At 37.6% G+C, this 13,687-nt stretch carries 13 protein-coding genes; 5 read left to right on the top strand and 8 right to left on the bottom strand.

All coding sequences use genetic code 11. The features are described from left to right. Positions 1-76: 76 nt before the first annotated feature. On the bottom strand, positions 77-1,015 hold the full coding sequence (locus tag SJW71_RS10655) for an LCP family protein (RefSeq protein WP_274793401.1): 939 nt from the start codon (positions 1,013-1,015) through the stop codon (positions 77-79). 285 nt (positions 1,016-1,300) lie between these two features. Here SJW71_RS10655 and SJW71_RS10650 point away from each other — a divergent pair, with 285 nt between their 5' ends. Both SJW71_RS10650 and SJW71_RS10645 read left to right on the top strand, forming a co-directional pair. Next, positions 1,301-2,389, top strand: coding sequence for a M24 family metallopeptidase (locus SJW71_RS10650; RefSeq protein WP_322610635.1), 1,089 nt, complete (start codon positions 1,301-1,303; stop codon positions 2,387-2,389). Between the two features lie 14 nt (positions 2,390-2,403). Further along, positions 2,404-3,618: an aminotransferase class V-fold PLP-dependent enzyme gene (locus tag SJW71_RS10645; protein ID WP_431812118.1), complete on the top strand. Its 1,215-nt coding sequence runs from the start codon at positions 2,404-2,406 to the stop codon at positions 3,616-3,618. Positions 3,619-3,636: 18 nt separating this feature from the next. Here the strand turns inward: SJW71_RS10645 and SJW71_RS10640 are convergent, their stop codons facing one another. From SJW71_RS10640 to SJW71_RS10620, 5 genes are all read right to left on the bottom strand, one after another. Beyond that, positions 3,637-4,410, bottom strand: a complete 774-nt coding sequence (locus SJW71_RS10640; RefSeq protein WP_274793404.1) for an IclR family transcriptional regulator — start codon at positions 4,408-4,410, stop codon at positions 3,637-3,639. 642 nt (positions 4,411-5,052) lie between these two features. Beyond that, entirely contained in the window at positions 5,053-5,487 is a 435-nt protein-coding gene (locus SJW71_RS10635; RefSeq protein ID WP_274793405.1) for a MarR family winged helix-turn-helix transcriptional regulator, read from the bottom strand. A gap of 24 nt (positions 5,488-5,511) precedes the next feature. Then, on the bottom strand, positions 5,512-6,267 hold the full coding sequence (locus SJW71_RS10630; RefSeq protein ID WP_429978923.1) for an SDR family NAD(P)-dependent oxidoreductase: 756 nt from the start codon (positions 6,265-6,267) through the stop codon (positions 5,512-5,514). 149 nt (positions 6,268-6,416) lie between these two features. Next, entirely contained in the window at positions 6,417-7,418 is a 1,002-nt protein-coding gene (locus tag SJW71_RS10625; protein ID WP_431812117.1) for an anti sigma factor C-terminal domain-containing protein, read from the bottom strand. Further along, positions 7,411-7,914 (bottom strand): RNA polymerase sigma factor, encoded by a 504-nt coding sequence (locus SJW71_RS10620; RefSeq protein ID WP_274793408.1) that lies wholly within the window; start codon positions 7,912-7,914, stop codon positions 7,411-7,413. The genes SJW71_RS10625 and SJW71_RS10620 overlap by 8 nt, the downstream gene beginning before the upstream one ends. Positions 7,915-8,142: 228 nt before the next feature. Between SJW71_RS10620 and SJW71_RS10615 the strand changes: the two genes are divergently transcribed. Next, entirely contained in the window at positions 8,143-8,514 is a 372-nt protein-coding gene (locus SJW71_RS10615; RefSeq protein ID WP_274793409.1) for a hypothetical protein, read from the top strand. Positions 8,515-8,563: 49 nt separating this feature from the next. Here SJW71_RS10615 and SJW71_RS10610 read toward each other — a convergent pair whose 3' ends face one another. Both SJW71_RS10610 and SJW71_RS10605 read right to left on the bottom strand, forming a co-directional pair. After that, entirely contained in the window at positions 8,564-10,297 is a 1,734-nt protein-coding gene (locus SJW71_RS10610) for an ABC transporter ATP-binding protein (RefSeq protein WP_312506480.1), read from the bottom strand. Next, entirely contained in the window at positions 10,294-12,036 is a 1,743-nt protein-coding gene (locus SJW71_RS10605; RefSeq protein ID WP_274793411.1) for an ABC transporter ATP-binding protein, read from the bottom strand. The genes SJW71_RS10610 and SJW71_RS10605 overlap by 4 nt, the downstream gene beginning before the upstream one ends. A 948-nt stretch (positions 12,037-12,984) precedes the next feature. Here SJW71_RS10605 and crcB point away from each other — a divergent pair. Further along, complete coding sequence (crcB, locus tag SJW71_RS10600) at positions 12,985-13,347, top strand: fluoride efflux transporter CrcB (protein ID WP_312506481.1); 363 nt, start codon at positions 12,985-12,987, stop codon at positions 13,345-13,347. Continuing rightward, complete coding sequence (locus SJW71_RS10595) at positions 13,344-13,673, top strand: fluoride efflux transporter FluC (RefSeq protein ID WP_274793413.1); 330 nt, start codon at positions 13,344-13,346, stop codon at positions 13,671-13,673. The genes crcB and SJW71_RS10595 overlap by 4 nt, the downstream gene beginning before the upstream one ends. Positions 13,674-13,687: the final 14 nt, after the last annotated feature.

The following is a 13,687-nucleotide window of genomic DNA, read 5'->3' as shown; positions in this document are numbered from 1 at the left end:
CTCCCATTCATTCATCTCCCTCCCTTCATGGCCGAAAAATTTACTTTGTTGACACTACGTGTAGTAAGCACCAAGCTTACTTGCTTTTTAAATGATTGTTTAGATCTGTTTGTATTTTTTGAAGCTCTTCCTCATTCGGAATGTAGTACCAAATACGATTAATCCTTTGACCTTCTCCCTGTTCAAACGATATTTGCTCAATATCCTTATCCATTTTTTTATAAATACTTTGTAGCTGGATCAGGTCTTTGACTGAGAAGTTCATGCGAACATTATCGCCTAACACATTAAGCATATCTGTTGCCTTTAATAATGTAGATGGCGTGGAGGCTTTTTTCATAACAGCTTCAATAATTTGACGTTGTCGAATTTGACGACCAAAATCACCACGGGGATCTTCATAACGAATACGAGAAAAAATAAGCGCCTCATTACCATTTAACGTAATTTCACCCTCTGGGTAATGGTATTCGTCATAGGTTAAATCCATATCATTATTGATCGTTACACCACCAAGCGTATCAATAATTTGCAAAAAGCCCTCCATATTAATAAATACATAGTAATCAATTGGTATATTTAAAAAATTCTCCACCGTATCCACAGCCATCGGAACGCCACCAAAGGCATAGGCATGATTAATTTTATCAACGGTGTCATGACCAACAATTTCTGTACGAGTATCACGGGGAATACTAAGCATTTTCATCGTCTGCTTTTCTGGATTCACAGTAATCACAATCATCGTATCTGAACGACCACTATCATCTTTACGTTCATCGACCCCAAGCATCAGAACCGAGAATGGTTCTTTTTTGATCACTGTTTTTTCTTCTGGTTGTGCTGCATCTGTTGTTTGAATAAGTGGTGTATTTATTTTATTCATGGTTTTTTGGATGGTAAAGTAGGCAGTCCCTATAAAAATTAAAAAAATTGCTAATAGGCTACCGACTATCCACAGCCATATTTTTTTCTTGCTCTTTTTCTCTTTAGAGCGTTTCATGTTTTTTTCCATACATAAGTCCTCTCTTGCTTAACAATTTTGCCCCTCTTTTTGACGTATTAAGTTGGAAAAAAGTTTATCTAGTCTACTTATATGCATAATGAACGAAAAAAAGACGTACACTAGTATTTACTAAATTCACAGCATACTATTCCCTCATTTGTAAATTAACTTCCTTTTAGTTTATCTATTTCCTTCATTTATTGAAAATTCATTATTATTGATATATACTACTTTCAGATACAACGTCTCTATATAAGAAACAATTAATCTAGTTAATAGGTAGGAGGAATATCAATGTTTCAAAAAAGAAGAGAGAAGCTAGTTTCTCGCATGCAGCAACAGCAAATAGATCTAGCAGTCCTAGTGCCTGGTTCGAACATGTATTATTTTACAGGTCTCCAATTAAAGCAAAGTGAGCGCTTAACATTAGCTGTCATTACCGCTAACAATCAATTGTTTTTTCTAGTACCACAGGTAGAGTTAACGAAAGTAGATGCAAATAATGGTGGTGCTATCTTATCTTATTCAGATGAGGAAGGACCGGAACAGGCCATCCAGCAACTTAAAAATGAGCTTGGAGCATTGCACACACTTGGCGTAGAGTTTGACACTATGCACGTCAAGGAGCAGAAAGCCATCGAAAAGCTTACATATGACAATTTATGTGATATCGGTGATTCCATTCGTGAACTACGGATGAAAAAAGATGACCATGAAATAACATTTATGCGACAGGCAGTACAAATTGTTGAAGAAAGTCTTGAAGCTACATTACCAACTATTCAAGCTGGCGTTTCAGAGATGGAAGTAGCAGCACAATTAGAATATGAAATGAGACGACGTGGATCAGAAGGAACACCTTTTGGCACCATTGTAGCTTCAGGTTATCGCGGTGCACTTCCCCATGGCAGAGCTAGCACAAAAAAAATAGAGATAGGTGAATTAATCGTCATTGACTTTGGTGCAATTTATAAGGGCTACGTAGCTGATATGACCCGAACAATCGCTTTAGGGGATGTCTCACCAACATTAAAAACAATCTACAATATTGTTAAACAAGCGAATGAAACTGCAATAGCTGCGATAAAACCAGGTATGACAGCACATGACATCGATGATATTGCAAGAAAAATTATTTGTGGTGCTGGCTATGGTGACTACTTCACACATCGACTAGGGCATGGCATTGGTTTAAGTGCACATGAAGAACCTTATTTAATGCAGCGTAATCACTTAGTGTTGAAATCAGGCATGGCATTTACGGTCGAGCCAGGTATTTATGTACAGGATGTGGGTGGTGTGCGGATCGAGGATAATCTCATTGTTACAGAAAATGGCTATGAGAATTTAATGAACTATACGAAGGAATTAATAATCCTATAAGGCTGGTGAGCACAATGATCGATATGATGAAAATACAAAAAGATATGCCGCTTCTTGAGCATTATATGTATTTAAACACAGCTGCTGCTTCTGCCATGCCACAGCCAGTAGTAGATGAGATGACGAGCTATCTTCAAAAACAAGCAAGTATCGGCCCCTATTTACCATCTTTTCGTCAAGAAACGTATGAACAAGTAGAGAAAATTCGAGAGAAGGCTGCTTTGTTTATCGGCGCGGAGCAAGAAGAAATTGCCTTTGTGCCCAATGGATCCATGGCTATTAATTATGTTTCAGGTGGCTTGCAGTGGGAACAAGGTGATGAGGTCATTGTACTCGATACAGAAATGTTAAGTAATTATGTGCCTTGGCTTGCCCTTCAGCAGCAAGGTGTTCACTTAAAAGTGTTGAAAACGAATGCAGATTATATGGTGGATTTACAAGCACTCGAGCAGCTCATCACACCACAAACAAGACTAATTGCTTTTGCCCATATGTCCAATGCCTCAGGTGCCCTTCAGCCTGCTAAGAAAATATGTCAGTTCGCACAGCAGCACAATGTACTGACATTGATTAATGCCAATCAAACAGTTGGTTTAACCCCACTCCATGTCAAAGAGCTTGGGTGTGACTTTTTAGTAGCTTGTGGGCGAAAATGGCTTCGTGGCCCTGAAGGATCAGGAATTTTTTATGTACGAAAAGCGCTTATATCCACACTGACGCCTCTTATGATTGGTTGGGGTAGTACACAATGGGATTATCAAAACAATACTTATTCATTTTTAGAGACAGCTAAACGTTTTGAGCCAGGCTGTCCGATCATTCCAAGTATTTTAGGTTTAGGAGCAGCCATTGATTATGCAAATGCTATCGGTATTCATCACATTTATGAGCGTGTCAAACAGCTAACTAACTATTTGCTTGAACAACTTGAAACCATTCCAGGTATTGTTTTATATGGTCCACAAAATAGTGACTATCGATTATCAATTACACCGTTTAATATTGAGGGGCTTTCTCCCGATGATATCACGAATTATTTAGCACAACATGGTGTCATCATTGAAGCTGGAACTTTTATGGCGAATACCATTATGGAGCGCAATCACATTCAAAAAATGGCTCGATTTTCGCCGCACTATTTTAACACTTTTGAAGAAATCGACACAGCTGTATCCCTCATGAAGAAATTCAAAGAATTCTCTAAAGGAAAGGCCCAAGATAGTTATTAGCTATCTTGAGCCTTTTGTTTATTCATGGTAGAACTTAAAGCTGTATTGATCGAAATAACGTTGGATATTCATCGCACCATATTGCAGAACATTAATCATTTCAGGAAGCTTTTCCTCGGTTGGTTTACGATAAATAGGACCTGCAATCGTTAATGAGGCAATGACTTCTTTTTTACTATTAAAAAGAGGTACACCAAGCCCAAATACAGAATGAGAATATTCTCCCGTTGTAAAGCACCAGCCTTGCTGTTGTATTTTCTCTAAATCAGCTAACATTTCAGCAGGGTCAGTAATCGTTTCTGGGGTTAATCTTTTCATGCCATGGTCCATAATTTCTTTTTTCCTCTCTTCAGGAAGAAAAGCCATAATGGTTTTACAAGATGCCCCAATATGTAAGGGTGTGCGTGTGCCAATTGACACCGAAAATTTAATCGTTTGAGAGCTCTCAGCTATTTCCACTGTGACGCCATCTGTCCCATCTAACCAAGTTAAAAATACCGATTCCTTGATAGCCTCTGCAAGATTCTTCATAATCGGTAAAACAAAATCAGAAAGATTTAATTTATCTTTGACCATTTGGCCATATTCCAAAAATCGGAGCCCTAATTCATATTTTTTCGTTTCAGGATTTTGAATCAGAAAGCCTTGATTTTCGAAAGTCGCCAAAATCCGATAAATAATTGAATGGCTAATATTCATCTCTTTCGCTAACTCTCGTACACCCCACGTCGGATTTTCCTTATTAAAATATTTGAGAACCTCTAATGAGTTATCTAATGTTTTTAATGTCATTTCACACCTCGAATGTCTCTATAATAGAACCGTATATTGATTATAAAATGAACTCGGACAATTTTCAATAAATTCAACTATTTTACAATTGGCTTTTAATCGAATGATTGGGTGCAATCGTTTTATTAGGTAAATAGAGCAGCCTATCCGCTCTGAGCAATTCTATCGAGTAAAAAGTGGGCGCTATCCTCCGAAATACTCTTTCTATCCATCACTTTTTGAATTCTACCCGCTCGTTTGAGCAGCCTATCCGTTCAGAGCAATTCTATCGAGTAAAAAGTGGGCGCTATCCTCCGAAATACTCTTTCTATCCATCACTTTTTGAATTCTACCCGCTCGTTTGAGCAGCCTATCCGCTCTGAGCAATTCTATCGAGTAAAAAGTGGGCGCTATCCTCTGAAATACTCTTTCTATCCGTCACTTTTTGAATTCTATCCGCTCTGAGCAATTCTATCGAGTAAAAAAGTGGGCGCTATCCTCTGAAATACTCTTTCTATCCGTCACTTTTTGAATTCTATCCGCTAGTTTGAGCAGCCTATCCGCCTCGATCGTTTAACCTAAAAATTCAACTAAAAGAAAATCAACTCCCCTCTTAGAAGTTGATAGAGGAGAGTTGATTTCGTTTTTCTAAATTATGTTTCGCTACTCGTTTTTCTCTTGAATGCCCTGTACTAATTTCTCTTGAATCTGCAAATATTGGACAATTTCCTCTTCATCTAATACGTCAAAAAGCTGTACAAAGACTTCTTTTCCAATGGATTGCGCCTTTGCCAAGGCCTCTTGACCCTCGTCTGTAATTTGTAAGCGAATAGTGCGACGGTCAGATGGATCATACAGTCTTTCAGCTAAGCCAAGCTTGACCAGCTTTTCTGCAATGCTTGTCATGGCTCCTTTTGTATAGCCGATTGTTTCAGCTAATTCTGCCTGTTTTTGAGGGCCTTTCACATGTAGCTCATTTAAAACTAAAATGGGTGAAATCCCTAAAGGATATGGAAACGCTTTTGTAAAACGTATAATGTTGGCATTATTCACCTGTTCAATCATATGAATCAGTTTAAAAATATTTGTCTGTTTCAAAAAAATCCTCCTCAACGTCGAGAATTAATGAAGCATTAGTGAACCTCCATCCACCATAATCGTTTGACCCGTAATGTATTGAGAATCATCGGATGCTAAGAAAACAGCTACACGGCCGATATCTTCCTCAACATTACCGAAACGACCTAGCGGGATTTTACTTCTTACCGCTTCATAATACTCTGGCTGTGCTTTTGCCCATGCCTGAACACCTGGTGAATCAGCAAGTGGACTAATGATATTGACATTAATACCATAACGACCCCATTCATTTGCCGCTACACGAGAAATGCCTCGGATGGCTTCCTTAGCAGCTGCATACGCTGCCTGTGTCTCATGTCCTTGTATGCCTGCACCAGATGCAAAGTTAATAATATTACCTTTTGTTTCTTTTAAGTGTGGTAGTGCTGCTTGCATTAAGTAGAAGGTTGGATAAAAGCCTGTCCCAAATGATAAATCAAGATCTGCTTGTGTTATTTCTTCTATTGTAACTTGTTTTGAAGCATGAGCGTTATTAACTAGCACATCTAGTTTACCGTATTTTTCTACGACTGTATCAATAATTTTTGGTAAATGATCGCGTTCCATTAAATTTGCCTGCAAAAACATAGATTTCGGAGAGATTGCTTGCAATTCTTTTTCCATTGTCTCGCCCGCTTGCCTGTTTAAATCAACAATTGTAACGATGGCCCCTTCCTTTGCCATTGCTTTTGCCATCCCACTACCAATGCCACCCGCACCACCAGTAATGATAATTACTTTATCTTGTAGTTTAGTCATTTATCAACATCTCCTTATTGTTCATTTACAAATAGTTTAATATTAAACTATTTAATTGTAAACTAAATTGACTTCACAGAAAAAGCTTATTTTATGAATGGCTAAAATAAGCTTTACCTTTTAATGAACTATTTGATCTCTTACATTCTCTATTTTTGGTTGGATATTACCCCGAAGGTAGATGCTTTAATATAGGATTTTCCTTGTAATAACTGTAATTGCTCGGGTGTGCCAGTTACGACTGCCCCAATTATTTTCACATCACTTGTCTCCAAGGTTCCATTTTCCCCTATTAAAGCTTGATAAACCTCGTTTGTTTCCCACTCAAAATTTTTACTTTCCCGAAGTAGCTCAATGTTTCGAATAAAGGTGTCAACCTCGTTGCTTGAAGAACGGCGAGGTTTTGGTTTTGATTGCTCTGATTGGAAACCATAAATGTATGGGTAGTTGGCTGGAATTGTATTCTGTCCTTGCTGAAAAAAATCTAAAGTATCATCTGTATAGGCATCCACCCACCACCAATCTACTTGCACTTCAGTGGGCAGCTTGCTTTTAATTTCATCAAAACTATAGGCATTATCAAAAGAGATGGCTAATTCTACTAAAGTATTGTTCTCCAATTGTTTCAGTTCACTTATTTTATCTTTGTATTGATCGTAGGAAATCTTAGGATGGTAAAACAACATTTCTCGATCACCTGTGTAGTTATTAAACCGTTCTATTTGGTGTGTTTCTGCCAGTGATTCTGAACCTTCTATTTGAATTGAGTTAGAAAAGGAAGTGAATGCGAGTTTTCCAAATAAATTATAATCACTTTCGATAGGTGTCCAAATATAGGGTCGATGCTGATCTCCGAGCACCTTATAGGTCGTTGTTATTATTTTTCCTCCGAGTAAATTATCGTCATACATCTGATTACTAATTTGAACATTAGGAGCACTTATTTCGTTAAATAAATAAATGTCATCACTTACTTTTTGAGCACTGTTTAACGATAAATGTCTAAGACCATACCAAAATGCTATTAGAACAATAGGCGTAACAATCAGTGTGATGCCAATCATTTTTATTGTTGACCAAAACCTTGCCTTTCTCATTATTTTTTTCGTTTGTTTATCATCAAATAAAAAATTATGGTGTTCTTTATTCATAATAAATATCCTCCTTAAATCGTACAGTAAATTCTTCCCTAGCTCGTCTCACATGCGTTTTTAAAGTGTTTTCATTTTTATTCATTAATGCTGAAATTTCCTTATATGATAATCCCAGCTCATATTTGAGGATTAATACTTCCTGATGCAAGATGGATAACGTGTCAAGCGTGTCTCTTATGTCCTTTAATTTTTCTTTTTTTAAAACCTGAAATTCAGGAATATTTATTAATGAGGTCAATTGAAATTCATCATATTCTGTTGTTGGATGGCGCTTTTCCTTTCTTTTGAGATCATAAAATTGGTTGGTTGCCACGCGATATAACCAGCTCATTGCTTTATCTGACTGAATCCCATTTTTATGTAATAAAAACTTATAGCAAGTATCTTGGACGATATCTTCCGCATCCTCATGGGCTAATCCACGTTTTCTTAAATAACGATATAACAGAGTTCCTACTTGCTGTAGAAACTCATTCAATGATTGCTTTGCCATGTCTACCTCCCTTCTGCCTATACAACGCAGAACTCGAGAAAAAGTTTACATATTACAAGAAAATTCCCAATAGAAAAGAAGACTATACTAATCTTCAAACTTGATGAACAATTTCGGTTTTTCCCCTGCAAACAACAATTATTTTCAAATTTACACAAGCATCTTTTTAATTTGACAAGAATATACTGTAGCAGCTAGCTAAAAAGACTTTCAAGAAAGGAGTTGTGGATGATGGGTGCTAAATGGATAAAGGTTTCAGTCTTTTATTTATTGATTGTTTTTGCTTTTGGCCTGTTTATGCATTATACTGTTCAACTTCAATGGAAGGCGACACATGCTCATATCGGTGTGGTAGGTTGGCTGACTACTGGATTCATAGGTTTAATTTATTCAACGTATAAAGAAGCTGCAGAAACTGGTCTCGCTAAGGCACAATTTTGGCTTTATAATATTGGTTTACCATTCCTCCTTGTTGGCATGATGATGGTCTATCTTGATGTACCACGCTGGTTATTTGAATTATTTGTATCAGGTGGTGGCATTGCTGTAGCGCTGTCCGTCCTATTATTCTTTGTGAATGTCTTTAAATATGTAAGATAAACAAGAGAGCCCCACTTCCATGTATGAAGTGGGGCTCTTTCATCCAGTATTACTGTAAGGAACTTGCTTGCATTTGATACATTTTGTCATAAATACCGCCAAGGGCTAGTAGCTCATCATGTGTACCATTCTCAACAATTTTCCCTCGATCAAGCACAAGGATACGGTCCGCATTTTTAATTGTAGAAAGTCGATGGGCAATAATAAATGTTGTTCGTCCTTTTTTAAGAACGTCCATGGCATGCTGTATAATCTCTTCCGTTTCCGTATCAATATTCGAAGTCGCTTCATCTAATATTAAAATCGCTGGATCGAAGGCAAGTGCTCGTGCAAAGGAAATCAACTGACGTTGTCCTGATGATAACGTACTCCCCTTCTCAATAACTGGCTCATCATAACCATTTGGTAAGTTGGCTAAAACACGTTCTCCTCCGACTGCATTTAAAGAAGCATCAATTTTTTCACGTGAGATGTTAGGGTTGTTTAAGCTCACATTGGAGGCGATCGTGCCTGTAAATAAATAAGGGTCCTGTAGCACAATCCCCATATGTTCACGCATCGTTTGACGAGGAACAGAGGTGATATCAATGCCATCGATTGTGATTTTCCCTTTCGATGGATCATAGAAGCGGAATAGTAAGTTCATAATGGAACTTTTCCCAGAGCCCGTATGTCCAACTAAAGCGATGGTTTCACCTTGATGCGCTTTAAATGATAGGTTTTTCAATACATAATCATTATCCTTATAAGCAAAGGAAACATCTTCGAAGACCACATTTCCTTTATATCTTGGTAAGCTCTTTTCAGAAACAGGCTCACCATCCGTATCTAGTACCTCAAAGACACGTTTACCAGCAATAAGTGAACGCTCAAGCTGTGAAAATTGGTTTACAATATTCGTGATCGGATTAAATAGCTTTGTTAAATAATCGACAAACGCATATAATGTCCCTGCGGAAATCACTTGAGTTGCTGTAAATGATTGCGTACCAAAGTAGAAAATAAAGACCGTAAACATGATGAGCCTTAACGTATTCACCAGGTTAAAGGAAGTGGCTGAGTCAAGCACTAGTAGCTTACGTTCATAAGCATAATGCTCATTATTCATGTCATCAAATTCCTTGGTCATTTGTTGCTCACGACGGAACGCCTGAATAATTGTCATACCTTGAATGGATTCGTTAATCATAGCGTTTATATCTGCGATTTTCGTACGAATGACGTCATTATATTTTGAAGCAAACTTTCGATATAAAATCATCCATAAGTAAACAATCGGAATCATTGTTAAAGCAAGCATCGCCATTTTCCAATTTAAAATAAAGAGTGCGATATACACGCCAATGATCGAAATAAAGCTCGTTACAAAATTGGAAAGTACCTGCACATATAAATTACGAACCGCCTCTGTATCATTTGTTACGCGCGCCACAATTTTACCTGCAGGCAAATTATCAAAGTACTGAATTGGTAAAGTTTGAATATGCTCAAAGACATCTTTCCGTAATTTTTGGATGACGCGGTTCGCGCCAATTTGTAAATAAATATACATAAAATAGCGTAATATGGCTGTTGCAATGGCTAACAGTAAATAAACTAGTAATAACCATGTTATCGGTTTGATTTCAATATGACCTATCGTCATGTAATGATCAATAATATGTTTGGCAATAAATGGCCCAACAAGCTCCGTAAAAACGGCGATTGTTAGGAAGAACAAGCCAAGAAGTATTGGCTTTTTAAAATACATCGCATAGCGAGTTAAACGTTGACTCGTACTCATGAGGCACCTCCTTCTAGCTGCTGACGGTCAAATTGCTCTTTATACCATCCTTGTTGTGAAAGAAGTTCCTCATGTGTTCCCTGCTCTACTATTTGCCCATCATCCAATACGATAATGACATCAGCATGTTGGATGCCTGATAGGCGATGCGTCGTAATAATCGTCGTTTTACCATGACGTTCACGCTGAATATTTTCAATAATTCTTGCCTCTGTCTTCGCGTCGACAGCGGAAAGCGAATCATCAAGCATTAAAATTTCAGGATCTTTAATCAACGCACGAGCAATAGACACACGTTGTTTTTGACCGCCTGAAAGAGATACACCTTTTTCCCCAACAAGTGTTTCAAGACCCATTGGTAAGTTTTCTAGATCTTTTTCAAAATACGCGGCACGAATGGCCTGCTGCAATTCAGCTTGGGTCGCATCTTCTTTCCCAAATAATATATTTTCACGGATAGTACGAGAGAAAAGTACATGATCTTGTGGTACATAACCAATCCAATCAAGAATCTGTTCCTTCGTTTGAGCCGTAATATCGATACCATCAATCAAAAGCTGACCCTGACCGATTGGATATTCTCGTAATAATTGGCGTAGGAACGTTGTTTTCCCCGCTCCAGTTTTACCAACAATGCCAAGCGTTTGGCCTTTTTTTAATGATAGTGAAATTTGCTGTAGGTTTTTCACCTGACTCATTGGATATTGGAATGTTAAATCATCAAAACCAATTGCTTTAGGTGTCGCAATCATTTGTGGATTCGGAATATTTTGAACATCCGCTTCATAGTTCAATGTTTCCTGCACCCGATCAAGTGAGGCATTCCCTTGCTGCATTACATTGATTAACTCTCCAATGGCGAAGATTGGCCAAACAGCTAACCCTAAATAGACATTAAATGTGACCAGTTGCCCAACAGTCATGGCCTCCGTTGACACTAAGTAAGCTCCATAGCCAAGCGCTACAACATAACTAATCCCAGTCCCAACTTTTGTTATTGGACCAAATAAAGCGTTAATTTTAGCTGTATGAATATTTTTCGCATAGACTGTTTCACTCATATCTGCGAAATTAGCCTCATCCTTTTTTTCCTGCACATAGGCACGCACCACTCGCACGCCCGCTACAGATTCAAGTACACTATCGTTCAGCTCACCAAATGCATCTTGTGCCTTCATATAGCGCTCATGAACGATTTTCCCTAAATATTGAATTAGGATGGCCATTATAGGTACAGGCAACATCGCAAAAAATGTTAGCTTCCACGAAATCATATAGCCCATCGCAAAAATGATAAAGCCCATATAAATCGTTGAGTCAATCAACGTCATAATACCAAAGCCTGCTGTTAAGGAGACGGCATTTAAATCATTTGTTGCACGTGCCATTAAATCCCCTGTGCGGTTTTTCTCATAAAACGTTGGGGTCATCCGTAAAAAATGCTGCATTAAATTGCGACGTAAAATTTTCTCCAGGTTTATAGCCCCTTCAAATAGTCGGAATTGCCACACAAAATTTAATAGATATCCCCCAATAATAATCCCAATGAAAATTAATATATACTTTGTTAAAATTGCTGGCGTCATTTCTCCTGCAGTCAACAGATCGATAATAGTACCGAGCAAATAGGGAGGAACAACTTCCAGCCCACTGGCAATCATCAGCAGCACTATCGCAACTGTATATTGCTTCCAATATTTTTTAAAGAACCAGCCTAATTTACTTAAAACGTCAAACATTCATCATAACCCTCTTTCTTCCGTACTGTTGCGGATAGCTACCCACTTTCAAGAAATTCCTTTTTGAAAATCATTCGTTGTACTGTGTTTCGCATATACATACACTCCTTTTTTATTTTCACTACAACCTTTTTAGGCACCAAAAAAGACACATACCCTACAAAGAGCATGTGTCTCTTATAAAAGGCAGAACGGAATCCATACCTTTTTCTGCAATCTTAAATAAACGTTAGGCATGGACAATGTATGTAACTGTGAATGAATATGATACTGGTAAAATTAACATTGTCATGCCCTCCTTTGGTTGATTTGTTATAGTGTTCTTGAAGATTATCACACTATAGAAATATTTGTCAACTATCCTCCTGTAATTTTTTATCATTCCTAGAAAATAGTTATCGCTTTAAAGCATTGAATTGCTTTATGGAACCAAAAGGCAGATATGTTAGTTGAGTATCGACTATAACTTTACAATAATTGATGATTGCTTACATTAACCTAAAGGCTGAAATTAAAAACATGCAATAAAAAATACCCCGATAATACGCCATAAAATGATGCCAATGTTTGCCGCAATCTTCTTCCATCTTTCTAATCCTTATATATCATCATCATTAGTTATTTATTATTTAGTTATTTATTACTTAGTAGTGGCGGGGTTTCCGTTTCCGGTTAAGCCGTTAACGGGTATTCCGTAAACGGCGAATGCCATGTCAACGTTTTTAAGAATCTTATTTAAATGAAAACTCTTTCATCATATTTAATATTTTGATATATTAAAGAGCCAAATCAAAATTTCCCTTCCCTTCTAAACAGCTTCTAAACATTATATACAGATAAAAGCTAGTTTTAGGGACATAGATCGGCGTTGTTGAGTAGAAATATTTCTAAAATTTTCTACTCATGCTACACTTTCACTATAGTCATTTTTAGTTAGGGGTCTTTACTTTGAAGTCATTTATAGCTGTAGGAATTGGCGGTATATTTGGTGCCATTAGTCGGTATAGTCTTAGTGTTATTATTCCAAATACAGGACCATTTCCTTTAACGACACTGTTTATCAATTTACTTGGTTGCTTTTGCTTAGCATGGCTTTTTACTTCTTTTACAAAGCGCACACCAATTGTACTTGGGATTGGTACGGGCTTTTGTGGCGCCTTTACCACCTTTTCGACATTTTCCTTAGAGACACTATTACTCCTAGAAAATGGCGAGTGGCTTCAGGCTATACTTTATGTTGTGGTTAGTGTCGTAGGTGGACTAGCTTGTGCATGGCTCGGAATTCGAGTGGCTAGGGGGCATGTAGTATGATTTTTGTAGGAATAGGTGGATTCTTTGGTGCTCTTACAAGATTTTATCTAGGTAAATTACTAGCACATCCATACCCGTGGGCAACGTTTATTATCAATAGTACAGGTTCGTTTGCACTTGGACTTGTATTTGCTCTACAGCTTAGTGATTGGTTATGGCAACTGATTGGCATTGGCTTTTTAGGAGCCTATACGACATTCTCCACTTTTGGATTTGAATCACTCCAGCTGATTGAACAGCAAAAATGGGGGCAGGTCATTAGCTATATCGTTAGTACCGTGTTAGTTGGCATATTGTTTGCTGTTATTGGTTATCTAGTAGTGTAAAAGAGGTGATATTT

The organism is Lysinibacillus sp. FW12 (genome assembly GCF_050817245.1).
Classification (GTDB): Bacteria; Bacillota; Bacilli; order Bacillales_A; family Planococcaceae; genus Lysinibacillus; species Lysinibacillus irui.
This window is presented reverse-complemented; position numbering and strand designations above follow the sequence as displayed.

Coding starts and splice junctions, on each gene's coding strand:
- SJW71_RS10655 (WP_274793401.1), bottom strand. CDS start 1,015: ATGGAAAAAAACATGAAACGCTCTAAAGAGAAAAAGAGCAAGAAAAAA.
- SJW71_RS10650 (WP_322610635.1), top strand. CDS start 1,301: ATGTTTCAAAAAAGAAGAGAGAAGCTAGTTTCTCGCATGCAGCAACAG.
- SJW71_RS10645 (WP_431812118.1), top strand. CDS start 2,404: ATGATCGATATGATGAAAATACAAAAAGATATGCCGCTTCTTGAGCAT.
- SJW71_RS10640 (WP_274793404.1), bottom strand. CDS start 4,410: ATGACATTAAAAACATTAGATAACTCATTAGAGGTTCTCAAATATTTT.
- SJW71_RS10630 (WP_429978923.1), bottom strand. CDS start 6,267: ATGACTAAACTACAAGATAAAGTAATTATCATTACTGGTGGTGCGGGT.
- SJW71_RS10625 (WP_431812117.1), bottom strand. CDS start 7,418: ATGAATAAAGAACACCATAATTTTTTATTTGATGATAAACAAACGAAA.
- SJW71_RS10620 (WP_274793408.1), bottom strand. CDS start 7,914: ATGGCAAAGCAATCATTGAATGAGTTTCTACAGCAAGTAGGAACTCTG.
- SJW71_RS10615 (WP_274793409.1), top strand. CDS start 8,143: ATGATGGGTGCTAAATGGATAAAGGTTTCAGTCTTTTATTTATTGATT.
- SJW71_RS10610 (WP_312506480.1), bottom strand. CDS start 10,297: ATGAGTACGAGTCAACGTTTAACTCGCTATGCGATGTATTTTAAAAAG.
- SJW71_RS10605 (WP_274793411.1), bottom strand. CDS start 12,036: ATGTTTGACGTTTTAAGTAAATTAGGCTGGTTCTTTAAAAAATATTGG.
- SJW71_RS10595 (WP_274793413.1), top strand. CDS start 13,344: ATGATTTTTGTAGGAATAGGTGGATTCTTTGGTGCTCTTACAAGATTT.